We start from the raw sequence: 23,464 nt of genomic DNA, 5'->3' as shown, positions 1-23,464 counted from the left end.
CCACCAGGCCCATTCTTTTATCCCGCGACCGTACCCGGCACCAGGATTTCTGTTGCGATAATCACAATGACCAGGCCGACCAGCACCGGAACAGAGGTGCGTTTCACCACTTCGAACGGGGAGATTTTGGCCATACCGGCGACCGCAACCACCACACCGGAAACCGGGGAGATAGTACGGCCCAGGTTGGAGGCCTGCAGCATCGGAATCGAAAGGTAGGCCGGGTTGATACCGGACGAGTGAGCCAGTTTTGGAATCATCTCGACGAACGCATAGAACGGGGCGTTACCTGAGCCGGTCGTCATGGCGGCCAGCATCGTCAGGACAACCAGCACCAGCATCAGAATAATGCTGGCAGAGCCGAAGGAGGTGGCGATGGAGATCAGGCTCTGGATAAAGCCGATAGTGCTCAGGCCCTGGGCGAAAACGCCCGCCGCGACCAGCAGCATCACCACGCCCGCAAAGGCGTCAGCCATCCCGCGATACGCTACTTCCAGGCCGGAGAACACTTTCTGAGTATTAAAGCCGCGAACGAATTCCAGCACCGCCGCCAGCAGCATGCAGATCACCAGAATGGTAATAATGTGCAGCTGTGGACCCCATTTGCCGTCGAAAATCAGTACGCCAATGATTGGCGTGAACGGCAGAATGGCGTAGAACGATGGCGCGGTGGTGGTGATTTCACTCACGTCCAGCATCTCGTGGCTGATGTTTTCTTTTTTATCGAGATACTTCTGCCAGAAATAGTGCGCAACCGCCATACCGATAATGGCGGCGATAGAGATCGGCAGAGTGGTTTTAAAGGCGAAATCAATCAGCGGCATTTCGGCGGCTTTTGCAGCCAATACCACGTCACCGGACGTTGGGGAGAGGATAATCGCGGCAGGGGAGGCGCAAATCGCTGCCGCGGCACCGCGGCTGATACCCACGTTCACCATCACCGGGAACAGCGTCGCCATCAGCAGAACGCCGAGACCGGTAGCGGAGGAGACCGCCAGCGACATCAGGCACGCCACGAAATAGGCGGCAATCATCAGAATGTAGGGGGAGTTAATATATTGCAGCGGCTTTGAGGCCAGTTTGACAACCATATCATTGGCGCCGATATGGGTCATATACGCGGCGAAACCACACAGCATCATAATCATCATGCCGAGATCGCCACCGCGGCTCATCAGCAGAATTTTAATATATTCCACAATATCGGTGGCGGTATAACCGGTGCTGGTTTCGCTGGCCGGTAACACCTGGTGGCCCATTAGCGCACTAATAATAAGCAGCGTTAAACCGCCGACGAATAATACCCCGGTGGCGGAATAGCCTTTAATGATGTAGCGCGCAACGCCGACAATGACGACCACTCCGATGAGGAGTTCGATAACGGTAAGCATGGTTTCCCCTGTACGTGCGCTCCCCAGAGAGCACGGAAAATCAAAAAAATGAAGTGTTGAAATGTGCCGAATAAATGGGCAGTTCTTGCTGACTAAAATCAATAAAATGACTACTAAAACGGCCATCAACGATATTTTGCCACCACTACGTCATTTGTGTCACCACACTATTGACCGCAGCTATGATTATTATATGTCATTAAAATGATAATTAATTGTTGTGATATTTAGAGGGTTTTATCCGTGAAAGGATTAAGAACGTAAAACTATTTAAAATAGCTTTAATTTCAACACGCGCTGTTCTTATACTCGGCTTCCTTTTGCCACCCGACGACGCGAATATGCATGCCAGCTGGAGTTACCGCCTGCGCTTTCTGAAAAAACATCTGCTGATGTTTTTGTTCGCGTTCGGCTGGCTGCTGATTCAGAGCCAGGTCGCGGTTGCGTCCCATGATTGCTCCCTGAGCCCGCGCGGCGAAAGCGCCATGATCCAGCATATGGACATGATGACCACGCCGCTTCATCACGAGCTCAGCAACATTTCGCCTCTGTGTGAAAAACACTGCGTTCCGGATCAGGCGCAAAAAGATCCCGGGCAGACGCAAGTGGTCGCGCTTCCTGCGACCATGACCATCACCTTAAACACCCCTTCATGCAGCGACGTTTCGCCGTCCGCATGGTCACTCACCCCTCCCGCAGCGGGGCCGCCGGCAACGATCCGTTTTTGCCGGTTCCGGGAATAGCTCTCTGTTAATTCGTTGAATTTATTTTTCTTTTACGATTAACAGGAGTTTTATCATGCGTGCAATTTTTGTCTCTGCGCTTACGGGCGTGCTGTTCTCCCTTATCTCTCTTTCCGTTCAGGCCACCGATCCGTCACCTGCTGCCCAACACTGGCAAGGCCAGGGCGTGGTTCAGCAGATCGCGCCACCCCAAATCATCCTCCAGCATCAGGCCATTCCTGAACTGCAGTGGCCCGCGATGACCATGCCGTTTGTGCTGGCGAAAAATGTGGATACCGCTTCGCTGAAGTCCGGCGATCGCGTCACCTTTACGCTCGAACGCGCGGGTGATGGCTTCCAGATTATCTCCCTGACGCCGCTGCGCTAAGGGAGGTGACCATGAAATATCAGACACTGAGCCTGTGGCTCGGTGGGGTGCTGCTCGGCTTTTTAAGCCCAGCGGTTCAGGCCCAGTCCTGGACGCTCGCGCAAACCCTGACCGAAGCCCAGCGCTATTCTGCGGAGCTTTCTGCCAGCCGCAACGAAGCGCAGGCGCTGGATATGATGGCGGATTCCGCCACTCAGCTGCCCGACCCTAAACTCAAATTCGGCATCGAAAACGTGCCGGTGCAGGGGAGTAATGACCAGCGGTTTACCCGCGAAGGGATGACGATGCAGCGTATTGGCATCATGCAAAGCTACGTGAGTGCGGAAAAGCGGGAGCGTAAATCGCAAACGTTACAGGCCCAGGCGCGGGGTGTGGAGGCGAAGTCCGAGGCCATTCGCGCCGCGCTCCAGCGTGATACGGCGCAGGCGTGGCTCGATCTTGCGTTATCAAAGCAGGCACTCGCGACCGCCAAAAATCTGGTGAATGAAACCGAGCGTCAGCAGGGCGTACAAAAGGCCAGCGTCGGCGCAGGAAGTGCATCGCCCGACAGCGTGCTCTCGCTGCAGATGACCCTGAGCGCGATGCGCGACAAAGTGACGCTCGCGAGCCGGGATGTTCAGCTGGCGCAAAGCCGCCTGTTCCAGCTCACCGGGCAAGCCATTACCGATGTGCAAGGCCCGCTGCCGCGCTATCAACGTTTACCTGCCGACGAAAAGACGCTGGAGGAGGCGATTGTCCGTCATCCGGAAGTGGAAGCCGCGCAGCGCGAATCGGTAACGGCAAAAGCCCGCTCGGCCCAGTCGGCGATAGCGGCGATCCCCGACGTCGATGTGGAGGTGTTCTACGCTCATCGCGCCGAAGGGTATGACGATATGGCGGGCGTGATGTTTACCGTCGATCTGCCGCTGTTCCAGTCGCGCCGACAGGACAAGGACTATGCCGCTGAGGTGTCGCGCTCGATGCAGGCCGTGGATCAGCTGACGTTGATTCAGCGTGAGCATGTCGCGCAGGTGCAGTCGCTGGTGGCGCAATACCAGGCCGCGCAGACCCTGTGGCAGCGCCAGCGCGATGACCTCCTGCCGCTCCAGCATCAACGGCTGGCGGTGCTGGCCGCACAGTACCGTTCCGGGCAGTCGGAACTCCCGGCGCTCCTTGAGGCACGTCGCAGCGTGCTCGACACCGAACTGGCTGCCAACCAGGCTGAGCGCGAGATGGCGCGGACCTGGGCGGCAATTCAATGGCTGATCCCGCAGGACACCACACAATGAAAATACTGACGTTAAGCGCAACCGCACTGGCCGTTCTGCTGGCTGCGGGCGGCGGCTATTACGCGGGGCAGCGCACGATGCATGCCGCTCCCGACGAGGCAAAACCGGCCGAGCGCAAAGTGCTCTACTGGTACGACCCGATGATGCCGGGCCAGCGTTTCGATAAGCCCGGGAAATCGCCTTTCATGGATATGGATCTGGTGCCGCGTTACGCCGACGAAGAGAAAGCGGCGACGGGCGTGGGGATCAATGACGAGCAGCAGCAAAACCTCGGGATGAAAACGGGCAAAGCGCAGAAGCGCGCGCTGGCGCAGCCTTTCTCGGCCTATGCGACGGTCTCGACTAATGAACGCAGCCTGACAATTTATCCGGCACCCGCAGCGGGCGTGATCGCAAAACTCTACGTGCGTGCGCAGCAGCAGCAGGTCAAAGCCGGTGAACCGCTGGCAGAGATCTGGGTTCCCCAGTGGACAACGGCGCAGCAGGAGTATCTGGCCGTACGTCAGCTCGGGGACGCGACGCTCACCCGCGCGGCGCGGGAGCGGCTGGCGCTGCAGTTTATGCCGGAAGAGACTATTCGCGCCGTCGAGCGCAGCGGGAAACCGCAAAACCGATTAACCCTGCGCGCCGACCGCGCCGGGTATGTCGTCAAGCTGGACGCGCGGGAAGGGGCGCAGGTGGCGGCCACCGCGCCATTATTTGAGATCGCCGCGCTGGATACGGTCTGGCTGGTTGTGGATTATCCGCAAACCCAGGCGCAATCCCTGACGGTCGGCAGCGAAATGAGTGCCACGTCCGAAAGCTGGCCGGGCGAGCGTTTTCACGGCACCGTCAGCGAACTGTTGCCACAAATGGAAGCGACCACGCGCACGCTTCAGGCGCGAATCGTACTGGAAAACCCAGGCAATAAACTGAAACCGGGTATGTTCCTGAATGTTTCTCGCGCAGAGCAAACGCGCGGCGCTGCGGTGATTGCTGTCCCGGAAGAGGCGGTGATTAACAGCGGTGAATCGCAGCGTGTTTTGCTGGCAACGGGCGATGGCTATTTCCGCCCGGTTAAGGTGACAACGGGAATGACGGCTGAAGGCTGGACCGAAATCACCTCCGGCGTGCAGGAGGGCGATATCGTGGTGACCTCCGGGCAATTCCTGATCGACTCGGAAGCGAGCCTGCGCAGCTCGCTGCCGGAGGTGACGCCATGATCGCCGCCGTCATTCGTGCTTCATTACGCAACCGGCTGCTGGTGATCCTCGCAGCCGCGATCATGGCTGGCTGGGGCTGGTGGGCGGTCCAGCGCGCGCCGCTGGACGCACTGCCGGATCTCTCGGACGTGCAGGTGATCGTCAAAGCCAGCTATCCAGGCAAAGCGCCGCAGGTCATTGAGGATCAGGTGACCTGGCCGCTCACCACTTCGATGCTCTCCGTGCCGGGGGCCAAAACCGTGCGCGGTTTTTCAATGTTTGGCGATGCCTATGTCTATGTGCTGTTCGAAGATGGCACCGATCTGTACTGGGCGCGCTCAAGGGTGCTGGAGTATCTGAGCCAGGTGCAGTCGCAATTCCCGGCGGGGGTGAAAGTCTCTCTTGGGCCGGATGCGACAGGGGTCGGCTGGATTTATGAATATGCGCTGATTGACCGCACCGGCAAGCACAGCCTCGCCGATTTGCGGGCGCTGCAGGACTGGACCTTAAAGTTTGAGCTTAAAACCGTGCCGAACGTCTCGGAAGTCGCCAGCATCGGCGGCATGGTGCGTCAGTATCAAATAGTGGCGTCGCCCGAAAAAATGCGTGCGCTGAATATCACTCACGGTCAGCTGGTGAGTGCCATTCAGGCGGCGAATAAGGAGAGCGGCGGCGCGCTGCTGGAGATGGGGGAGGCGGAATACATGGTGCGCACCACCGGTTATCTGCGCTCGCTGGACGATTTCCGCAATGTGGTGCTCACGTCGCGTGACGGCAAACCGGTGCTGCTCAGCGATATCGCGACGGTGAGCTACGGGCCTGAAATCCGTCGCGGAGTGGCGGAGTTGAACGGTGAAGGCGAAGTGGCGGGCGGCGTGGTGGTGATGCGCTACGGGCAAAATGCGCTGGAAACTATTCATGCGGTGAAAGATAAACTCCAGGCGCTGCAAAAAACGCTGCCGGAAGGGGTGGAGATAGTGCCGGTTTACGATCGCTCAACGCTGATTGAAGAGTCGGTCAAAACCCTGACCCATAAACTGCTGGAAGAGTTTGCGGTCGTGGTGCTGGTGTGCGCGTTATTCCTCTTCCATTTCCGCTCGGCGCTGGTGGCAATCGTCTCGTTACCCTTAGGGATTTTGGGGGCGTTCGTGGTGATGCACTACCAGGGCATCAACGCCAATATTATGTCGCTGGGAGGGATTGCGATTGCGATTGGCGCGATGGTCGATGCGGCGATTGTGATGATTGAAAACATGCACAAAGTGCTGGAGCAGTGGCGACACGATCATCCGGATCAGGAGCCTACCTCCGGCGATTACTGGCATCTGGCCGAGCGGGCAGCGGTCGAAGTGGGACCGGCGCTGTTTTGCAGCCTGCTGATTATTACGCTGTCGTTCATTCCGGTCTTTTCCCTTGAAGCGCAGGAGGGCCGCATGTTTTCGCCGCTGGCTTTTACCAAAACCTGGTCGATGGCGGTGGCGGCAGGGCTTGGGATTACGCTGGTTCCGGTGCTGATGGGCTATTTCATTCGCGGCAAAATCCCGGATGAAAAGGCCAACCCAATAAACCGCTTCTTGATTCGGCTGTATGAGCCGCTGCTCGATAACGTTCTGCGCTTTCCCAAAACAACCCTGGCGCTGGCGCTGGCGCTTTTACTGGCGACGCTGTGGCCACTCAGTCGGCTGGGCAGCGAGTTTATGCCGCCGCTCAATGAGGGGGATCTGCTGTATATGCCGTCGACGCTGCCGGGCATTTCGGCGCGCGAGGCCAGTCGTCTGTTGCAGCAAACGGATCGGTTGATCAAGAGCGTTCCGGAAGTTGCGAGCGTGTTTGGTAAAGCCGGACGGGCGGACACGGCAACGGACCCGGCGCCGCTGACGATGATTGAGACCACGATCCACTTTAAGCCGCGCGACCAGTGGCGGCCCGGCATGACGCCTGAAAAACTGGTGGAGGAGCTGGATAAAACCGTTTCGGTCCCTGGTATTGCCAACGTCTGGGTGCCGCCGATTCGTAACCGTCTGGACATGCTGGCGACGGGGATCAAGAGTCCGGTGGGGATTAAGGTGAACGGCAACAATATTGCCGATATCGAACGCGTCGCCGGGCAAATTGAGTCGATTGTGAAGCAGGTGCCGGGCGTGACGTCTGCGCTGGCGGAGCGGCTGGCGGGCGGGCGCTATGTCGATATTCGTATCGACCGGCAAAAAGCGGCGCGCTACGGTGTCTCCGTCGATGAGCTGCAGAGTATGGTCTCGACGCTGGTGGGCGGCGACAACATCGGAGAGGTGATTCAGGGACGCGAGCGCTATCCCATCAACGTGCGCTATCCCCGCGATCTTAGGGATAACGTCGATAAGCTGCGGGTTCTGCCAGTAGTGACGGCAAACGGCAGCCAGATCGCGCTGGGAGAACTGGCGGATATCCAGGTCACAGAAGGGCCGCCGATGCTGAAAAGCGAGAACGCACGGCTCTCAAACTGGATTTATGTCGACCTGCGCGGGCGGGATTTGAAGTCCGCTGTTGAAGAGATGCAGCAGCGCGTCGCCGAACAGGTCACATTGCCGCAGGGTGTTTCTCTGTCGTGGTCCGGGCAATTTGAATATCTGGAACGCGCCACGGAAAAACTGAAACTGGTGCTTCCGGTTACGTTGATGATTATCTTTATTTTGTTGTGGCTGACGTTTAAGCGAATCGCGGATGTCTTATTAATAATGGGGACTTTGCCGTTTGCACTTATAGGCGGCGTATGGCTGTTGTGGCTGCTGGGATATAATCTTTCCGTCGCGGGTGCTGTCGGATTTATAGCCCTCGCCGGGGTGGCTGCGGAATTCGGCGTTATTATGGTGCTGTATCTCAATCAGGCTCTGGATAAATATCCTGAGGGGGGAAACACGCAACTGATGCGTGCGATTCATGAAGGTGCAGTGCTGCGCGTGCGGCCAAAAGTGATGACGGTTGCCACGATCATGGCGGGCTTGCTGCCCATCATGTGGGGCGGCGGAAGCGGATCTGAGGTGATGCAGCGCATTGCGGCACCAATGATCGGCGGTATGGTCACAGCACCCTTATTATCCATGCTGGTTATTCCTGCTTTGTATAAATTGTTACATGAGCGTTAATTAATCTTTGCGCCCCGATTATTTCGGGGCGTTTTGTTGTTATTCACCAGGAATATTCCCACTTTTGAAAGTAAATAATTCGGATTAAGGGCGATGTTATTCAGTCTTCATTTAATTAATATTTGTTAAAATCGCCCCGAATACGAAAAATGGTAATTTCATTGTGACGATAAGAAATAATATTTTCCTGGTTATGTTGTTTGTTTTTGCTCAGCTCACCTTATCGGCGTCGGCGATGGCAGATGAGAAAGCGGCGGATAAAGGATGGTTCTCAACCTTCACCGACAACGTAGCGCAGACCTGGAACGAACCTGAGCATTATGACCTGTATGTTCCGGCAATCACCTGGCACGCCCGTTTTGCCTACGACAAAGAGAAAACGGATCGTTACAACGAACGCCCGTGGGGTGCTGGTTTTGGCCAATCCCGCTGGGATGCTAAAGGCAACTGGCACGGCCTGTACCTGATGGCGTTTAAAGACTCCTATAACAAATGGGAGCCGATTGGTGGTTACGGTTGGGAGAAGACCTGGCGTCCGCTGGCGGATGACAATTTCCACATGGGCCTGGGGTACACGGCGGGCTTTACGGCGCGTGATAACTGGAAATACATCCCGATACCCGTGCTGCTGCCGCTGGCGTCTATCGGCTACGGTCCGGCCACATTCCAGATGACCTATATTCCGGGTACCTACAACAACGGGAACGTTTACTTCGCCTGGATGCGCTTCCAGTTTTAACTGAAAAAAACCTGTCGATTGGCTGAAAAATGCACGCTTTTTGAATCGTAAAGCACAAACAGCCAGTCGATAAAATTAACGCGACTTTTGTCACTTTTTAACAAAGAACCGCTGGACAAAACGGCCCACAATTGTTGTACTGATACCCGACACAGCATTTGTGTCCATTTTTCATGTAAAGGTAATTTTGATGTCTAAGATTAAAGGTAACGTTAAGTGGTTTAATGAGTCCAAAGGATTCGGTTTCATTACTCCGGAAGATGGCAGCAAAGACGTGTTCGTACACTTCTCTGCAATCCAGACTAATGGTTTCAAAACCCTGGCTGAAGGCCAGCGCGTTGAGTTCGAAATCACTAACGGTGCCAAAGGTCCTTCTGCTGCTAACGTAACTGCTCTGTAATTCGAGCCGTTCAGCAAGAACTCCAAAACCCGCTCATTGAGCGGGTTTTTTTTGTGCTTTTTTTAGAGCTAAAACAGATACATTTTCAGAAAGCTGGCGACGATAAGTACGCTCAGTAACATCATGCCTGCGCTCATCACTTTTTCTTTCATCTCATCACCCCTGGTCGATTTATCGACAAGCGTGACAGAGAAAAATTAAGCTAACATTAATATGCCAGTGATTAATGCGCGCTGGCGGCAGAAAATAACCAAAATGCGAGCGCGGTCATCGCAAACGAGCCGAGCATGTTGACGGCAATGTTTGTCAGTGCCCAGCCAAAACGCCCGTCCTGGAGCAGAAATACCACTTCAGCCGAGAAGGTGGAAAAGGTCGTTAACCCGCCGCAAAAACCGGTGGTGATCAATAATTTCCACATCGGATCGATGTGCGTCATGCGGTTAAACCACGCTAATCCCATACCAATGATAAACGCGCCGATCAGGTTCGCGGTGAGTGTACCCATCGGAATGGCCTGATGCATGGGGTTAAAGCGCATGCTGAGAAACCATCGCGCAACGCTGCCCGTGCCGCCGCCAATAAATACGGCTAAAAGGAGTTGTAACACTGTCAATTCCTGCTATTGAATGAGTCAAAGTATTGAGTGTATCGCTAAGTGAAGCAGGGGGAAAATATGTATGTTGCGGTTGGACAGTTCGCGGTTAGCCCATTCTGGGAGGAAAACGCCCGTCAATGTGTCGCACTGATGGCACAAGCGGCGCGCCAGGGAGCCGCGCTGCTGGTTCTCCCGGAGGCGCTTCTGGCACGTCATGATCAGGACCCGGACCTTTCGGTGAAGTCGGCCCAGCCCCTGGACGGCGGCTTTTTACAGCTGCTGCTGGATGAGAGCCAGCGCAACCAGCTCACCACAGTGCTGACGGTGCATGTCCCGACGACCGAGGGCAGGGCAGCCAATACCCTGGTCGTACTGCGCGAGGGGAAAATCATCGCGGATTACGCCAAGCTCCATCTCTATGATGCGTTTACTGTTCAGGAATCCCGCCTGGTTGATCCCGGCAGCCAGATCCCACCGCTGATAGACGTCGAGGGCATCAAGCTGGGGCTGATGACCTGCTACGATTTACGCTTCCCGGAGATGGCGCTGAACCTGGCGCTGGCCGGGGCGGAAGTCTTAGTGCTGCCCGCCGCGTGGGTCAGAGGGCCGCTCAAAGAGCATCACTGGGCGACGTTATTAACCGCACGCGCGCTGGACACCACCTGCTACATCGTTGCCGCCGGAGAGTGCGGTAATAAGAATATCGGCCAGAGCCGGATTGTTGATCCCCTGGGCGTGACGATTGCGGCAGCGGGTGAAGCGCCAGGCCTATTTATGGCCGAGATCTCTTCTGAGCGAATCGCGCAGGCGCGGCGGCAATTACCGGTTCTGACCAACCGACGGTTTGCGCCACCGCAATTAATGTGATGTTTTTTTCATCAAAGCTTGATTCACCTTGTTACAGATTGCTATTGTGTGCGCGCGTCGAATGTCCGTTAATAACATCAGGTTTTCTGGCGCTGTTTGCAGCCTGTTTTAAGTGAAGAAGGTATCTATGGGTGAGATTAGTATTACTAAACTGCTGGTGGTTGCGGCGCTGGTCGTCCTGCTGTTTGGTACCAAGAAGTTACGTACTCTGGGCGGAGACCTGGGTACAGCCATTAAAGGCTTCAAAAAAGCGATGAACGATGACGACACCACTGCTAAGAAAACGGCAGAGGGCGACGTCCCGGCTGAGAAGCTGTCGCACAAAGAGTAATGGCACTGTCCTTCCAGTTCTCTGGAAAGAAAAAAACCGGCGTAATAGCCGGTTTTTTTATGGGTGAAGTGTAATAAATCATTACTTCACTTCTTCGCCTTTCGCCTGCATATCCGCATGGTAGGAAGAGCGAACGAATGGACCACAAGCCGCGTGGGTAAAGCCCATCGCCATCGCTTCGGCTTTCATTTCATCGAACTCATCCGGGCTGACGTAGCGCTGTACCGGCAGGTGATGACGGCTAGGCTGCAGATACTGGCCCAGGGTCAGCATCGTCACGCCATGGCGGCGCAGATCGCGCATCACTTCGATAATTTCAGCGTTAGTTTCACCCAGACCGACCATCAAACCAGATTTGGTTGGAATGTGCGGATGTGCTTCTTTAAAGCGTTCCAGCAGCTTCAGTGACCAGTTGTAGTCTGCGCCCGGACGCACCTGACGGTAAACGCGCGGCACGTTTTCCAGGTTGTGGTTGAACACATCCGGTGGCGTGGCGGTGAGAATATCCAGCGCGCGATCCATACGACCACGGAAATCGGGCACCAGCGTTTCAATCTTAATGTTCGGGCTTTTCTCACGGATGGCGGTGATGCAATCTGCAAAGTGCTGCGCACCGCCGTCGCGGAGATCGTCACGGTCAACGGAGGTAATCACCACGTAACGCAATGCCATGTCGGCAATGGTCTGGGCCAGCTTCAGTGGCTCGTTGGCGTCAGGGGCGACCGGGCGACCGTGTGCCACGTCGCAGAACGGGCAGCGACGGGTGCAAATCGCGCCCAGAATCATGAAGGTGGCCGTACCGTGGTTGAAACATTCCGCAAGGTTCGGGCAAGACGCTTCTTCACAGACAGAGTGAAGGCCGTTCTTACGCATCGCCGCTTTGATACCCTGAATGCGTGACGAGTCAGCCGGAAGTTTGATTTTCATCCATTCCGGTTTTCTTAACAGCGCTTCGCGCTCCGTAACCACGTTTTTAACCGGGATAAGGGCCATTTTATCGGCGTCGCGGTACTTAACACCGCGTTCCATCACAATGGGTTTACTCATAGCGTGCGTGTTCCAGTTGCGAAATTCGAGGGAAAGCGTTTCAATTCAAGGGAATGTTGTATTTATCAACTATTTTTGAACGAACGACAGGCAGTATATCATTGATAAGGGCGATAAAGCAGCCTGTGAGGTCGCCAAATTGTAAAATAGTTGTTGTTTTGTGCCCTTTGTCCCCTGCGGGGCAGGGGCTTGCGCTGGAAGGGGCTTTAAAACGCCTGACGGATAATGTTAATCACGTTTTCCAGAACCGGGTCGCGCAGGCTCAGTTTATTGTAATGCAGCGCAATCTCAATAGATTCTGCATTTAGCGGCGCGTAGGGGATCTGTTCCAGCGGCCAGCACTGGCGCAGCAGGGTATAAAGGCGCGAAGGCATAATGGTGATCATGTCGCTGTTGCCCACCAGCGCCGCAATCGTAAACATATTGTAACTGCTGAAGTTCACCAGGCGATCCGGGAACAGTTCGTTAACGCGCTGGTGCAGCTGATTCAGGTTGTGCCCGTCATTCATGAACAGGGCGTACTCATATTCACGCAGATTTTCAGCCGTTGCCGTCTGGCTGAGGGCCGGATGATTTTTGCGACATACCAGCAGCAGCCCGTCGGCGTAAAGCACGCTGTGGGCCAGCGATCGTGCGCCAAAAGCATTGCTGTCGATAATCAGGTCAGTCTGGAACTGTGCGAGCTGGGTTTCCGTGTCGTTAACCGGAATATTGCGCAGCATCAGCTGAGGGGCTTCACGCTTAACCGCCTGATAGATAATCGGCAAGACCATCGCGCCGACGGAAGGCGACGTGCCTATCGTAATGGTGCGTTGTTTGTCATAGCTGCCAGTGAGATCCAGTGCACCGAGAATCGACTCCAGCCCCTGGCTGATGTACTCGTGAAGGTGCGTGGCGTAAGCGGTAGGGGTGACACCCTGGCCTTTACGAATAAACAGCGGGTCAGGAAATATAGCGCGCAATTTCTGAATTGACTGGCTAATTGCTGAGGGGGTGAGATTAAGAATTTTCGCAGCATTAACGATACCCTTATGGACATATACGGCCTCAAAGATCGTCAATAAATTGAGGTCAATATTACGTAAAGTCCTAAAAACTTGCGGCTTGTCCTGACCGCCTGGCTCATTCAGTCGTTTAGCCGGTAAATTATTATAATCCACGCTGTCACTCCGTATTCATTCACAATATGAATGATAGTTGAATTTATATATTGTGCTTGTAGTGATTGGTAAAGTATTTTGTGGATGTCAATTGTTTAGGGAAATCAACTAACTGTGTAATTTTCAATCAAATGAAGGCCAGTTCGCAAGGTGGTATTCACGTACTGAAATTAAACGCAGCAAAATATGTGAACCTGCTCAAGCGCTTCGAAAATATAGAAACTATGGATTATTGTAAAGCGTAAATGCGGTAAATACGCGAAGGTCCATAAAATAAATGGACCATCATGTATAATATATTAAGCGGGAATATATTCGTGTGGTGGATTGTTTAGCAGCGCTAAAAGATTACTTACCAGCGTCGGGCGAATAATATCTGGGGTGACATTTTCTACCCATTGGTGCATTTGGGTCATTTCCATTCCCGCATAACCACACGGATTGATGCGCAGGAAAGGCGAAAGATCCATATTGATATTGAGCGCAAGGCCGTGGAATGAGCAGCCCTTGCGGATGCGCAACCCGAGCGAACAGATCTTCATCTCCCCGACATACACCCCCGGCGCATCGGCACGCGGATGGGCATCGATGCCGTATTCTGCCAGCGTATCCACTACGGTTTGCTCCAGCAGCGTGACCAGTTCGCGTACCCCGAGTTTGCGGCGTTTCAGATTCAGCAGGACATACATCACTTGCTGACCTGGTCCGTGGTAGGTCACTTGCCCGCCGCGATCGCTTTGAATAACCGGGATATCACCGGGAACCAGTACATGCTCCGCTTTACCCGCCTGCCCCTGGGTGAAAACCGGCAGGTGCTCAACCAGCCAGATCTCATCGGGCGTGTTGTCATCGCGTGAGTCAGTGAAATCATGCATAGCCTGAGAGACAGGCTCATAAGGTTGCAGCCCGAGATGGCGGACAAGAATTTTATCCTGATACAAAACAGCAACTCCGGGGGAGGTAGCGAGAAAAGGGTGTGGGGAGTATATCACAGAGAGGGGAGCGGGTTACCCGGCAAAGCGGGTAACCACGAGGGGACTACAGCACCATACGGACGATTTCGATATTGCCGAGCTCTTCGTACAGGGTTTCGACCTGCTCAATATGCGTGGCAGTAATGGTGATGGAAACCGAGTGGTAGTTGCCCTTGCTGCTTGGTTTTACCGTCGGAGAGTAGTCACCCGGCGCATGGCGCTGTACCACTTCAACCACCTGGTCAACCAGCTCCGGCAACGCCTGACCCATTACTTTGTAAGTAAACGGGGTAGGGAATTCAAGCAGTTCGTTAAGTTTGGTTTTCATGTCAGCTCCGGCATTACATCAAAAAAATAATAACTCCCACGTGCGGGTGGGAGTTATCAGGATACCTAGTATATGGGGATCAAAATCACACTTTCAAGTGTTCAATTTTTAACCAAACCAGTGATGGAACATCAATTTAATGTAATCAATGATTTTGCCGAAGAAATTGCCTTCAGGAATTTCATCCAGCACCACCAGCGGACGCTGATCGATGGTTTTACCGTCGAGCTGGAAGTTAATGGTTCCCACCACCTGGTTCTTCTGCAGCGGCGCGTGAAGTTCGCTGGTGTTCAGCACGTAGCTGGCTTTCAGGTCTTTCATGCGACCACGAGGAATGGTCAGGTACAGATCTTTATCTACGCCCAGGGATGCGCGGTCGTTGTCGCCAAACCACACTGGCTCTGACGCAAACTCTTTACCGGCTTTCAGTGGATTCACGGTTTCGAAGAAACGGAAGCCCCAGGTCAGCAGTTTTTTACTTTCCGTCTCACGGCCTTTAAAGGTACGACCGCCCATTACCGCAGAGATCAGACGCATCTGGCCTTCAGTCGCGGAGGCCACCAGGTTGTAGCCCGCTTTATCCGTATGACCGGTTTTGATGCCGTCGACGTTCAGGCTGTTATCCCACAGCAGACCGTTACGGTTGGTCTGGCGGATACCGTTAAAGGTGAACTCTTTTTCTTTATAGATGGTGTATTCGTTCGGCACGTCACGAATCAGCGCCTGGCCAATCAGCGCCATATCACGTGCGGAGCTGTACTGACCATCTGCGTCCAGGCCATGTACGGTCTGGAAGTGGCTGTTTTTCAGGCCCAGCGCGGAAACGTAGCTGTTCATCAGGCCAACAAAGGCGTCCTGGCTACCGGCGGCGAAATCGGCCATGGCCACACAGGCGTCGTTACCGGACTGCAGGTTAATGCCACGGATCAGCTGAGAAACGGGCACCTGCATCCCCGGTTTCAGGAACATCAGGGAAGAGCCTTTAAACACCGGGTTACCGGTCGCCCAGGCATCGTTACCCACGGTGACCAGGTCAGTCTCTTTGAATTTACCCGCTTTCATCGCCTGGCCGATGACGTAGCTGGTCATCATTTTGGTCAGGCTCGCAGGGTCACGGCGCGAATCAGCGTTCTGTTCTGCCAGCACTTTGCCGGAGTTGTAGTCGATCAGGATGTAGGATTCCGCGTCAATTTGCGGAACGCCAGGGATCATGGTCTTGATATTCAGGTCATCGGCGTGAGCGGCTGAGAGAGCGGCTGCGCAAAGGGCCGTGGTCAGCGCCATGCGCTGCAAGAATCGAGCGGAGAGAGTGGTCTTCATGGTCAGAACTACGACATCCGTGATGGAATTAAAAAAAGTGCCTTACTATAGCAAATGCTATACAGGCAGGCATCCGACTTTCAGCATGAGATTGTGAACGTTGGTTACACAAACTGACAATTCGGATACCGCCGATTCATTACTTCGCAACAGCGATAAACGACTGTAACTGCGCTTCGTTTTGCAGACGCTGCTGCAACGACGCGGCCTGCGATTTGCTGGCAAACGGCCCCATCTGGATACGCCAGACGGCACCGTTTTGTTCAACGCGACCAGGTACGCCAAATTTCTGGCTCAGCTGCTGCTGATACTGCTGCGCACGCGCTTGATCGCTTACCGCACCGACCTGAACCACAAAATTGCCGCTGGCAGAGGTCGCCGCTGGCGGCGTCACCGCGGCAGGCGCGGTCACGGGCGCTGGCTGAGTGACAGGTGTGGCCGCAACGGGGGCTGGCGTTGGCTCACTGCCTTCCAGCACGCCGGAGGCCAGCGGTGTCGCTGCGCCCAGGAAACCGCTGCTGCTCACCGGTGCACCGGTGGAGTCGTCACTTTTCAGCGTATCGTTGCTGATGGCGCGCACATTATCCGGTGGCGTGGTGTCTTGCGGCAGGGAAGAGGCGCTCCCCATTCCACCGTTCAAATCCGGACGAGCGGGCAGGGCATAGGTCTGTTTGGCGACGGTGGTACATACTGTCCCAGGGCCAGACAGCGTGCCGTCCTGGGCCACGATAATCGGATCGATGCGGACTTTAGTATTGTTGGAGGTATTCAGACGATCCGCTGCCGCGCGGGAGAGCGAAATCACGCGATCGTTACCGTAAGGGCCACGGTCGTTAATGCGCACCACAATCATGCGGCCATTCGCCAGGTTGGTGACGCGCACATAGCTTGGGATGGGCAGCGTCGGGTGCGCGGCAGTGATCTGCGCCGGGTCGAAGGTCTCGCCAGAGGCAGTCAGGTTGCTGCCTGGCTCCGCGTCATAGATGGCGGCAAAACCGGCCTGACTGAAGCGGGACGGGTCCTGAACAATCTTATAGCTCTTGCCGTCGCGTTCGTAATTCTGATTGGCGCCCGCGTTCAGCGGCTCATAAATTGGGTCCGCGCCACTGATTTCAACCACCGGACCGTTACAGACCGCAGGCTGCGGCGGCGCGATGGTTGCCTGTTGCTGACCATCATCACTTGAACAAGCTGCAAGTAAACTTGCTGCGATGCAGATACCCAGCCACTGCTTACGCATGGCGATCCCCTTATTTTTATACGCTTTTGGACAACATTTTTCTGTGGGTATGGATAGACATCACTATCCCAAACCCGGCCATCAACACGATCAGTGCCGAGCCTCCGTAACTCACCAGCGGTAACGGCACGCCTACAACCGGCAGAATCCCACTCACCATACCAATATTTACGAAGACATAAACGAATAAAATCAGCATCAAACCGCCTGCCATGACGCGACCGAAGGTGGTCTGCGCGCGCGCGGCGATCCACAGTCCACGCATGATCAGCAGGAGGTACAGGGCCAGCAAAATCAAAATACCGACCAGGCCAAGCTCTTCCGCCAGAACGGCGAAAATAAAGTCCGTATGGCGTTCCGGCAAGAACTCCAGCTGTGACTGTGTTCCGTGCAGCCAGCCTTTACCGCGCAAACCACCCGAGCCAATTGCAATCTTAGACTGAATAATATGATAGCCCGCGCCCAGCGGATCGGTTTCCGGATCGAGCAACATCATGACGCGCTGACGTTGATAGTCATGCATCAGGAAGAACCAAAGTATCGGGATAAAGGCGGCCACCAGCACCACCGCAATGCCGATTAATCGCCAGCTCAAGCCGGACAGGAACAGCACGAACAGGCCGGACAGCGCCACCAGAATCGACGTTCCCAGATCGGGCTGCGCCGCAACCAGCAGGGTCGGCAGGAAGATCAGCACCAGCGCAATGGCGGTATTTTTCAGCGAGGGCGGACAGACGTCACGGTTGATAAAGCGTGCGACCATCAGCGGAACGGCGATTTTCGCAATCTCGGAGGGCTGGAAACGCACAATCCCGAGATCGAGCCAGCGCTGCGCACCTTTCGAAATCGCCCCGAATGCATCCACGGCGATCAGCAAAATAATACAGATAAAATAGAGGTAGGGCGCCCAGCCTTCATAGACGCGCGGCGGGATTTGCGCCATCACCACCATGATCACCAGACCCATCGCGATCTGGCCAATCTTGCGCTCCATCATGCCAATATCCTGGCCGCTGGCGCTCCAGATAACGAGGGCGCTGTAGGTCAGCAATGCCAGCAGGATCAGCAGCATGGCCGGGTCGATGTGGATTTTGTCCCACAGCGATTTCTTATTTGGATTATCCGTCATGATTATTGGTCCTCCGCCGCAGAGGCGGCTGGGGTTTCAGCCGGCAGGTCGGTGTTGTTGTCGCCCAGCATAATGTGGTCGAGGATCTGGCGCATAATCGTACCTACCGCCGGACCAGCGCCGCCGTTTTCGAGAATAATCGCTACCGCCACCTGCGGCTTATCATAAGGCGCAAATGCGGTCATGAGTTTATGGTCGCGCAGACGTTCAGCGATTTTATGCGCATTATAGGTTTCGTTGGCTTTCAGGCCGAAGACCTGTGCGGTACCGGATTTCGCCGCCACTTTATACGGTGCGCCCGCAAAATACTTATGCGCGGTGCCGTTTGGACGGTTGGCGACGCCGTACATCCCGTCTTTGGCGATTTCCCAGAAGCCGGAGTGGATATCACCCACCGGTGCTTCATGGGGCTGCGACCATGGAACCTGTTTGCCATCTTCGACGGTGCTCATCAGCAGGTGCGGTACTTTCACCACGCCGTCGTTGATGAGGATCATCATGGCTTTGTTCATCTGGATTGGCGTGGCGGTCCAGTAACCCTGGCCGATACCGACCGGAATGGTGTCGCCCTGATACCACGGCTTTTTAAAGCGTTTCAGCTTCCACTCGCGGGTTGGCATGTTGCCTGAACGCTCTTCCGAGAGATCCACGCCCGTGTAGTGGCCGTAGCCAAATTTGCTCATCCACTCCGAGAGGCGGTCAATCCCCATGTCGTAGGCGACCTGATAGAAGAAGGTATCCGCCGACTCTTCCAGGGATTTGGTGACATTCAGGTGGCCGTGGCCCCATTTTTTCCAGTCACGATAGCGTTTTTCTGAGCCGGGCAGCTGCCACCAGCCGGGGTCAAACAGGCTGGTATTGCGGTTGATTACGCCTGCGCTCAGGGCGGAGACGGCAACATACGGTTTAACCGTGGATGCTGGCGGATAGACGCCCTGGGTGGCGCGGTTCACCAGCGGAGTGTTCGGATCGTTCAACAGACCGGAATAGTCTTTGCTGGAGATGCCATCGACAAACAGGTTCGGATCGTAGCTTGGCATAGATACCAGCGCCAGAATGCCGCCGGTACGCGGATCGGTGACCACCACCGCCGCACGGCTGCCTGCCAGCAGGGTTTCGATATACTGCTGGAGCTTAAGATCCAGCGTCAGATAGACGTCGTGACCGGCTTGCGGCGGCACCTCTTTTAGCTGGCGGATCACGCGGCCACGGTTGTTCACTTCAACCTCTTCGTAGCCCGTTTGTCCATGCAGCACGTCTTCGTAGAAGCGCTCAATGCCAAGCTTACCGATATCATGGGTAGCGGCGTAGTTTGCCAGTTTGCCGTCTTTGTCGAGACGATCGACGTCTTTATCGTTAATTTTGGAAACGTAGCCAATGACGTGAGTCAGCGCGGAGCCGTAGGGGTAGAATCGACGCTTATAGCCTTTGACCTCAACGCCGGGGAAGCGGTACTGGTTCACCGCAAAGCGGGCGACCTGGACTTCCGTCAGATTGGTTTTCACGGCGATGGAGGTAAAGCGGTGCGAACGCGAACGCTCTTTTTTGAAGGCGGCGATATCGTCATCCGTGAGGTCGACCACGCCTTTCAGCGCATCCAGCGTGTCCTGCACGTTATCGACTTTTTCCGGCATCATCTCGATTTGGTAGATGGTGCGGTTTAACGCCAGCGGCGTGCCGTTACGGTCGTAGATAATGCCGCGACTCGGTGCGATGGGCACCAGCTTGATGCGGTTTTCGTTAGAGCGCGTTTGATAATCGGTGAAGCGGACGATTTGCAGATTGTAGAGGTTGGCGACGAGTACGCCAGACAGCAGCAAAATCCCGGTAAAAGCGACCAGCGCCCGGCGCACAAACAGCGCGGACTCAGCCGAATAGTCGCGAAAAGAATTCTGTAGTTTCATCCGCTGCTTAATTTGCCCTGGTCAATCATTACTCACGGTGATAAGGGTGGTTGGTAGTAATGCTCCACGCGCGATAGAGGCTTTCTGCGACCAGCACCCGAACAAGCGGGTGGGGCAGCGTCAGCGCGGAGAGGGACCAACTTTGTTCTGCGGCCGCTTTGCAGGCGGGGGACAACCCTTCCGGACCACCAATCAACAGACTGACGTCGCGGCCATCCTGCTTCCAGCGCTCCAGTTCGAGCGCCAGCTGCGGCGTATCCCAGGGTTTGCCTGGGATATCGAGGGTTACAATGCGGTTCTTGCCAGCCGCTGCCAGCATTAACTCACCCTCTTTTTCGAGAATACGTTTGATATCCGCGTTCTTGCCGCGCTTTCCTGCTGGGATCTCCACCAGTTCGAACGGCATGTCTTTGGGAAAACGGCGCAGATATTCAGTAAAACCCGTCTGTACCCAGTCCGGCATTTTCGTGCCGACGGCTACCAGTTGCAACTTCACGCATTAACCCCAGAGTTTTTCCAGCTCATACAGACGACGGCTCTCTTCCTGCATGACGTGGACGATCACATCGCCAAGGTCCACAACAACCCAGTCAGCAATGGCTTCGCCTTCTACGCCCAGCGGCATCAGGCCAGCTGCACGCGATTCCTGAACCACATGATCGGCAATAGAAGCAACATGACGTGTGGATGTGCCGGTGCAAATGATCATGCAGTCGGTGATACTGGATTTACCTTGAACGTCGATAGTGATGATGTCCTGACCTTTCAGGTCATCAATTTTGTCGATAACAAAATCCTGGAGTTCTTTACCCTGCAAGTTTTCCCCCTGGTGAGTGAAGTTGAGCAACGATTAAATGGATAGCCTGGCAGTATACCTTAACTGGCGGCTGTGTCGGGACAAATGTCACCTGACGGACTTTTAAAGGCGGGTATCATCCCATCCCCGGCCTGACAATGCATCGCCATTTTTGTAAAACAATTTCTATTTGGCAACGACTGGCAGGAAGTCAGGCTGCGGAGGATATCAGCCTGAAGAGGGCTGTCAATGGCGCGGCGGTGAATAACGCGAATTTTCGCGCTTCCCCTCATTCATCTGCGCTTTTCTGATACAACCCGTGTTGATGGATATAGTTGAGCACTGGCGCGGGCAGCATATCGTCGCAGGATAAATCCTGCTGAAGCCGTTCGCGAATCAGGGTGGCGGAGATATCAAACCACGGCGTCTCGGCCAGATAAATTTTACCGGCAGGCAGGGTATGCAGATCTTCCACATCGTTCGTCAGATGGGTGTCCAGCCAGGCCTGATGCTGCTCTTCCTTCATGGTCAGCGCATAACCTGGACGGCGGCAGACGATAAGATGGCTGTTTTGCAGAATGGTTTCATATTGATGCCAGGAGGGGAAATTGAGCAAAGAGTCCTGACCGATGATAAATCCCAGCGGTTGCGTCGGGCCGCGCTCAGCGCGCCACTCCTGCAACGTTTGCGAAGTATATGACGGCGTATCCCGGCGCAGTTCGCGCTCATCAAGTTGAAACAGCGGCTTATCGGCGATGGCCAGCGCCAGCATCTCTTTACGCTGTTCACTGGTCGCTTCAGGCTGCGGGCGGTGCGGGGGAACATTATTCGGCATGATGATCACGCGCTGCAGGCCAATCAGATTCGCCAGAATTTCGACCGGCTTCAGATGCCCATAATGGACCGGGTCGAAGGTGCCGCCATACAACGCCTGTAAAGAACTCATATCAACCATCAATAAAGACGTCTGCCAGCGCCTTATGGCACAGCAGAAGGGAAAGACTTTCCAGCTCCGCCCAGACCGACTGACCGTAATCCTGCTTCAGCGTCAGTTCGGCGCGTGTCAGCAGATGCACCGCCTGACGAAGCTGCTCGGCGCTGAGGCGATTAACTGCCTCGGTGGTCATGGCGCGGCGGTTTTGCCAGACGCGATGTTTATCGAACAGGGCGCGCAGCGGCATGTTGGCCGACTGGCGTTTCAGGGTGTTGAGCAATAACAGTTCACGCTGCAGCGTGCGCAGCAAAATCACCGGCTCACTGCCTTCGAGCCGCAGCTGCTGCAAAATGTGCAGTGCGCGTTTGCTCTTGGCCGCCAGCAACGCATCGACCCAGTGGAAAGGGGTAAAGTGCGCCGCATCGTTCACCGCCTGTTCAACGCGCGGTAACGTCAGTTTGCCGTCCGGCCACAGCAGTGACAGGCGATCCAGCGCCTGCGCCAGCGCCAGCAGATTGCCTTCATAGCAATAGCACAGCAGCTGATTGGCCGCGTCATCCAGCTGCAAATTGAGCTGCTTCGCCCGGACTGCCACCCACTTCGGCAGCTGCGCCTGTTCAGGGGTTTGGCAGGTCACCTGCACAGAATGGGCCGCGAGCTGGGTAAACCAGGCCGCATTTTCCTGCGCTTTGGTGAGTTTATTCCCGCGAACAATCAGCAGTAAATCGTTGTGCAGCAGGCTGACCAGCGTGGTGAGCTGTTCGTTAATCGCCGCATTCGGGCCATTTTCCGGCAGCTGGACCAAAATCGTCTGGCGCGAGGCAAACAGGCTCATCGCCTGGCATAGGGAAAAGAGTGTCTGCCAGTCGGTGCTGTTGTCTATCTGGAAAGCGTGATGTTCATCGAAGCCCTGAGACGCGGCGACCTGGCGCACGGCATCCTGGCTTTCCTGAAGTAAAAGGGGATCATTTCCGAGGAGCAGATACGCCGCGCGCAGCCCTTCATTGAGCTGCGCGCGGAGTTGTTCAGGATACAACCGAACCATTAGTTACCCAGCGTTCCGGTAACTTGCGGCGTGGTATCCAGTGGCACAGAGTGTTCCGTGCTGGTGTCTTTTGACGCCATCTGAATGCTTGGCAGTTTACGGATCAGCTGTTCCGCCGCCTTGTCGTACATTTCGTTGATGATAATTTGCTGCTCGGCATCTTTTGCCAGCGCAGTTTGTGGGTTATCAAAGAACGAACGGTAGACTTTGGTACTGATCGGATAAATGTCTTTACCCGGCACCAGCACGGCAGCACTCACCGACATCACCATCTGGTATTCCGCCGTACGGCCATCCTGGAAGATGGACGCCGTGTCTTTGCTCAGCACGGAGCTCAATACACGGAACGATGGAACATCCTGACGCAATGTGCCTTTTTCGATCAGCTCAACGCCGTTAAGACGCAGCTGGTTACGAATGGCGCGGCTCAATGGGCCATTTGGATCCCCGGAATCGAAGATCATCGTTTTCATCTGAGGCGGCACTGCCGTGGTATTGCGCAGATGCCAGCCACAACCTGCGGTGACAAGCACCGCCAGAGATAAGAGTATTGTTGCCAGTTGTCGCACGTTTCCTCCCGCGC

Annotated in this window: 24 protein-coding genes; 9 read left to right on the top strand and 15 right to left on the bottom strand. The window is 55.2% G+C overall.

The window, feature by feature from the left end; genetic code table 11:
* Nucleotides 1–17: 17 nt before the first annotated feature.
* On the bottom strand, nt 18–1,391 hold the full coding sequence (gene dcuC, locus OVA10_RS18600) for an anaerobic C4-dicarboxylate transporter DcuC (RefSeq protein ID WP_102104185.1): 1,374 nt from the start codon (nt 1,389–1,391) through the stop codon (nt 18–20).
* A gap of 341 nt (nt 1,392–1,732) precedes the next feature.
* Between dcuC and OVA10_RS18595 the strand changes: the two genes are divergently transcribed.
* From OVA10_RS18595 to cspE, 7 genes are all read left to right on the top strand, one after another.
* Entirely contained in the window at nt 1,733–2,134 is a 402-nt protein-coding gene (locus OVA10_RS18595; RefSeq protein WP_100777240.1) for a hypothetical protein, read from the top strand.
* 55 nt (nt 2,135–2,189) lie between these two features.
* On the top strand, nt 2,190–2,501 hold the full coding sequence (locus OVA10_RS18590) for a copper-binding protein (RefSeq protein ID WP_123429279.1): 312 nt from the start codon (nt 2,190–2,192) through the stop codon (nt 2,499–2,501).
* Nucleotides 2,502–2,512: 11 nt separating this feature from the next.
* Nucleotides 2,513–3,769 carry a TolC family protein gene (locus OVA10_RS18585; protein ID WP_268196583.1) on the top strand — a complete coding sequence of 419 codons (1,257 nt, stop codon included), beginning with the start codon at nt 2,513–2,515 and terminating at the stop codon, nt 3,767–3,769.
* Entirely contained in the window at nt 3,766–4,971 is a 1,206-nt protein-coding gene (locus tag OVA10_RS18580; protein WP_268196582.1) for an efflux RND transporter periplasmic adaptor subunit, read from the top strand. The genes OVA10_RS18585 and OVA10_RS18580 overlap by 4 nt, the downstream gene beginning before the upstream one ends.
* Entirely contained in the window at nt 4,968–8,072 is a 3,105-nt protein-coding gene (locus tag OVA10_RS18575) for an efflux RND transporter permease subunit (RefSeq protein ID WP_268196581.1), read from the top strand. Before OVA10_RS18580 ends, OVA10_RS18575 begins: the two co-directional genes overlap by 4 nt.
* A gap of 193 nt (nt 8,073–8,265) precedes the next feature.
* Nucleotides 8,266–8,811, top strand: a complete 546-nt coding sequence (gene pagP, locus OVA10_RS18570) for a lipid IV(A) palmitoyltransferase PagP (RefSeq protein ID WP_268196911.1) — start codon at nt 8,266–8,268, stop codon at nt 8,809–8,811.
* A 190-nt stretch (nt 8,812–9,001) separates the two neighbouring features.
* Nucleotides 9,002–9,211 carry a transcription antiterminator/RNA stability regulator CspE gene (gene cspE / locus OVA10_RS18565; RefSeq protein ID WP_000034826.1) on the top strand — a complete coding sequence of 70 codons (210 nt, stop codon included), beginning with the start codon at nt 9,002–9,004 and terminating at the stop codon, nt 9,209–9,211.
* A 223-nt stretch (nt 9,212–9,434) separates the two neighbouring features.
* Here the strand turns inward: cspE and crcB are convergent, their stop codons facing one another.
* Nucleotides 9,435–9,818 carry a fluoride efflux transporter CrcB gene (crcB, locus tag OVA10_RS18560; protein ID WP_100777235.1) on the bottom strand — a complete coding sequence of 128 codons (384 nt, stop codon included), beginning with the start codon at nt 9,816–9,818 and terminating at the stop codon, nt 9,435–9,437.
* Between the two features lie 66 nt (nt 9,819–9,884).
* Here crcB and OVA10_RS18555 point away from each other — a divergent pair, with 66 nt between their 5' ends.
* Together OVA10_RS18555 and tatE are read left to right on the top strand one after the other, a co-directional pair.
* A complete protein-coding gene (locus tag OVA10_RS18555; protein ID WP_268196580.1) occupies nt 9,885–10,673 on the top strand; it encodes a deaminated glutathione amidase in 789 nt (262 codons plus the stop codon).
* Between the two features lie 127 nt (nt 10,674–10,800).
* On the top strand, nt 10,801–11,004 hold the full coding sequence (tatE, locus tag OVA10_RS18550; protein WP_100777233.1) for a twin-arginine translocase subunit TatE: 204 nt from the start codon (nt 10,801–10,803) through the stop codon (nt 11,002–11,004).
* 81 nt (nt 11,005–11,085) lie between these two features.
* Here tatE and lipA read toward each other — a convergent pair whose 3' ends face one another.
* From lipA to lptE, 13 genes are all read right to left on the bottom strand, one after another.
* Nucleotides 11,086–12,051, bottom strand: a complete 966-nt coding sequence (lipA, locus tag OVA10_RS18545) for a lipoyl synthase (RefSeq protein WP_102104176.1) — start codon at nt 12,049–12,051, stop codon at nt 11,086–11,088.
* Between the two features lie 206 nt (nt 12,052–12,257).
* A complete protein-coding gene (locus tag OVA10_RS18540) occupies nt 12,258–13,211 on the bottom strand; it encodes a YbeF family transcriptional regulator (RefSeq protein WP_102104175.1) in 954 nt (317 codons plus the stop codon).
* A 299-nt stretch (nt 13,212–13,510) separates the two neighbouring features.
* A complete protein-coding gene (gene lipB, locus OVA10_RS18535; protein WP_123429272.1) occupies nt 13,511–14,152 on the bottom strand; it encodes a lipoyl(octanoyl) transferase LipB in 642 nt (213 codons plus the stop codon).
* A gap of 97 nt (nt 14,153–14,249) precedes the next feature.
* Complete coding sequence (gene ybeD / locus OVA10_RS18530; protein ID WP_095281214.1) at nt 14,250–14,513, bottom strand: DUF493 family protein YbeD; 264 nt, start codon at nt 14,511–14,513, stop codon at nt 14,250–14,252.
* A 108-nt stretch (nt 14,514–14,621) separates the two neighbouring features.
* Nucleotides 14,622–15,833 carry a D-alanyl-D-alanine carboxypeptidase DacA gene (gene dacA, locus OVA10_RS18525; protein WP_095281215.1) on the bottom strand — a complete coding sequence of 404 codons (1,212 nt, stop codon included), beginning with the start codon at nt 15,831–15,833 and terminating at the stop codon, nt 14,622–14,624.
* A gap of 139 nt (nt 15,834–15,972) precedes the next feature.
* Nucleotides 15,973–17,073: an endolytic peptidoglycan transglycosylase RlpA gene (gene rlpA, locus OVA10_RS18520; RefSeq protein WP_107704047.1), complete on the bottom strand. Its 1,101-nt coding sequence runs from the start codon at nt 17,071–17,073 to the stop codon at nt 15,973–15,975.
* Between the two features lie 16 nt (nt 17,074–17,089).
* Nucleotides 17,090–18,202 carry a peptidoglycan glycosyltransferase MrdB gene (gene mrdB / locus OVA10_RS18515; protein ID WP_100777228.1) on the bottom strand — a complete coding sequence of 371 codons (1,113 nt, stop codon included), beginning with the start codon at nt 18,200–18,202 and terminating at the stop codon, nt 17,090–17,092.
* 2 nt (nt 18,203–18,204) lie between these two features.
* Nucleotides 18,205–20,106 carry a peptidoglycan DD-transpeptidase MrdA gene (gene mrdA / locus OVA10_RS18510; RefSeq protein ID WP_100777227.1) on the bottom strand — a complete coding sequence of 634 codons (1,902 nt, stop codon included), beginning with the start codon at nt 20,104–20,106 and terminating at the stop codon, nt 18,205–18,207.
* 28 nt (nt 20,107–20,134) lie between these two features.
* Nucleotides 20,135–20,602, bottom strand: a complete 468-nt coding sequence (gene rlmH, locus OVA10_RS18505; protein ID WP_123429271.1) for a 23S rRNA (pseudouridine(1915)-N(3))-methyltransferase RlmH — start codon at nt 20,600–20,602, stop codon at nt 20,135–20,137.
* 3 nt (nt 20,603–20,605) lie between these two features.
* Complete coding sequence (gene rsfS, locus OVA10_RS18500; protein ID WP_100777226.1) at nt 20,606–20,923, bottom strand: ribosome silencing factor; 318 nt, start codon at nt 20,921–20,923, stop codon at nt 20,606–20,608.
* A 268-nt stretch (nt 20,924–21,191) separates the two neighbouring features.
* Entirely contained in the window at nt 21,192–21,857 is a 666-nt protein-coding gene (gene nadD, locus OVA10_RS18495; RefSeq protein ID WP_268196579.1) for a nicotinate-nucleotide adenylyltransferase, read from the bottom strand.
* Nucleotides 21,850–22,881 carry a DNA polymerase III subunit delta gene (gene holA, locus OVA10_RS18490; RefSeq protein WP_129034476.1) on the bottom strand — a complete coding sequence of 344 codons (1,032 nt, stop codon included), beginning with the start codon at nt 22,879–22,881 and terminating at the stop codon, nt 21,850–21,852. Before holA ends, nadD begins: the two co-directional genes overlap by 8 nt.
* Entirely contained in the window at nt 22,881–23,450 is a 570-nt protein-coding gene (gene lptE / locus OVA10_RS18485) for an LPS assembly lipoprotein LptE (protein ID WP_102104171.1), read from the bottom strand. The genes holA and lptE overlap by 1 nt, the downstream gene beginning before the upstream one ends.
* Nucleotides 23,451–23,464 lie beyond the last annotated feature (14 nt).

Source organism: Lelliottia sp. SL45 (assembly GCF_026672535.1).
Classification (GTDB): Bacteria; Pseudomonadota; Gammaproteobacteria; order Enterobacterales; family Enterobacteriaceae; genus Enterobacter; species Enterobacter nimipressuralis.
The sequence above is the reverse complement of the archived record's forward strand: the minus strand, read 5'-3'. Positions and strand labels throughout refer to the sequence as shown.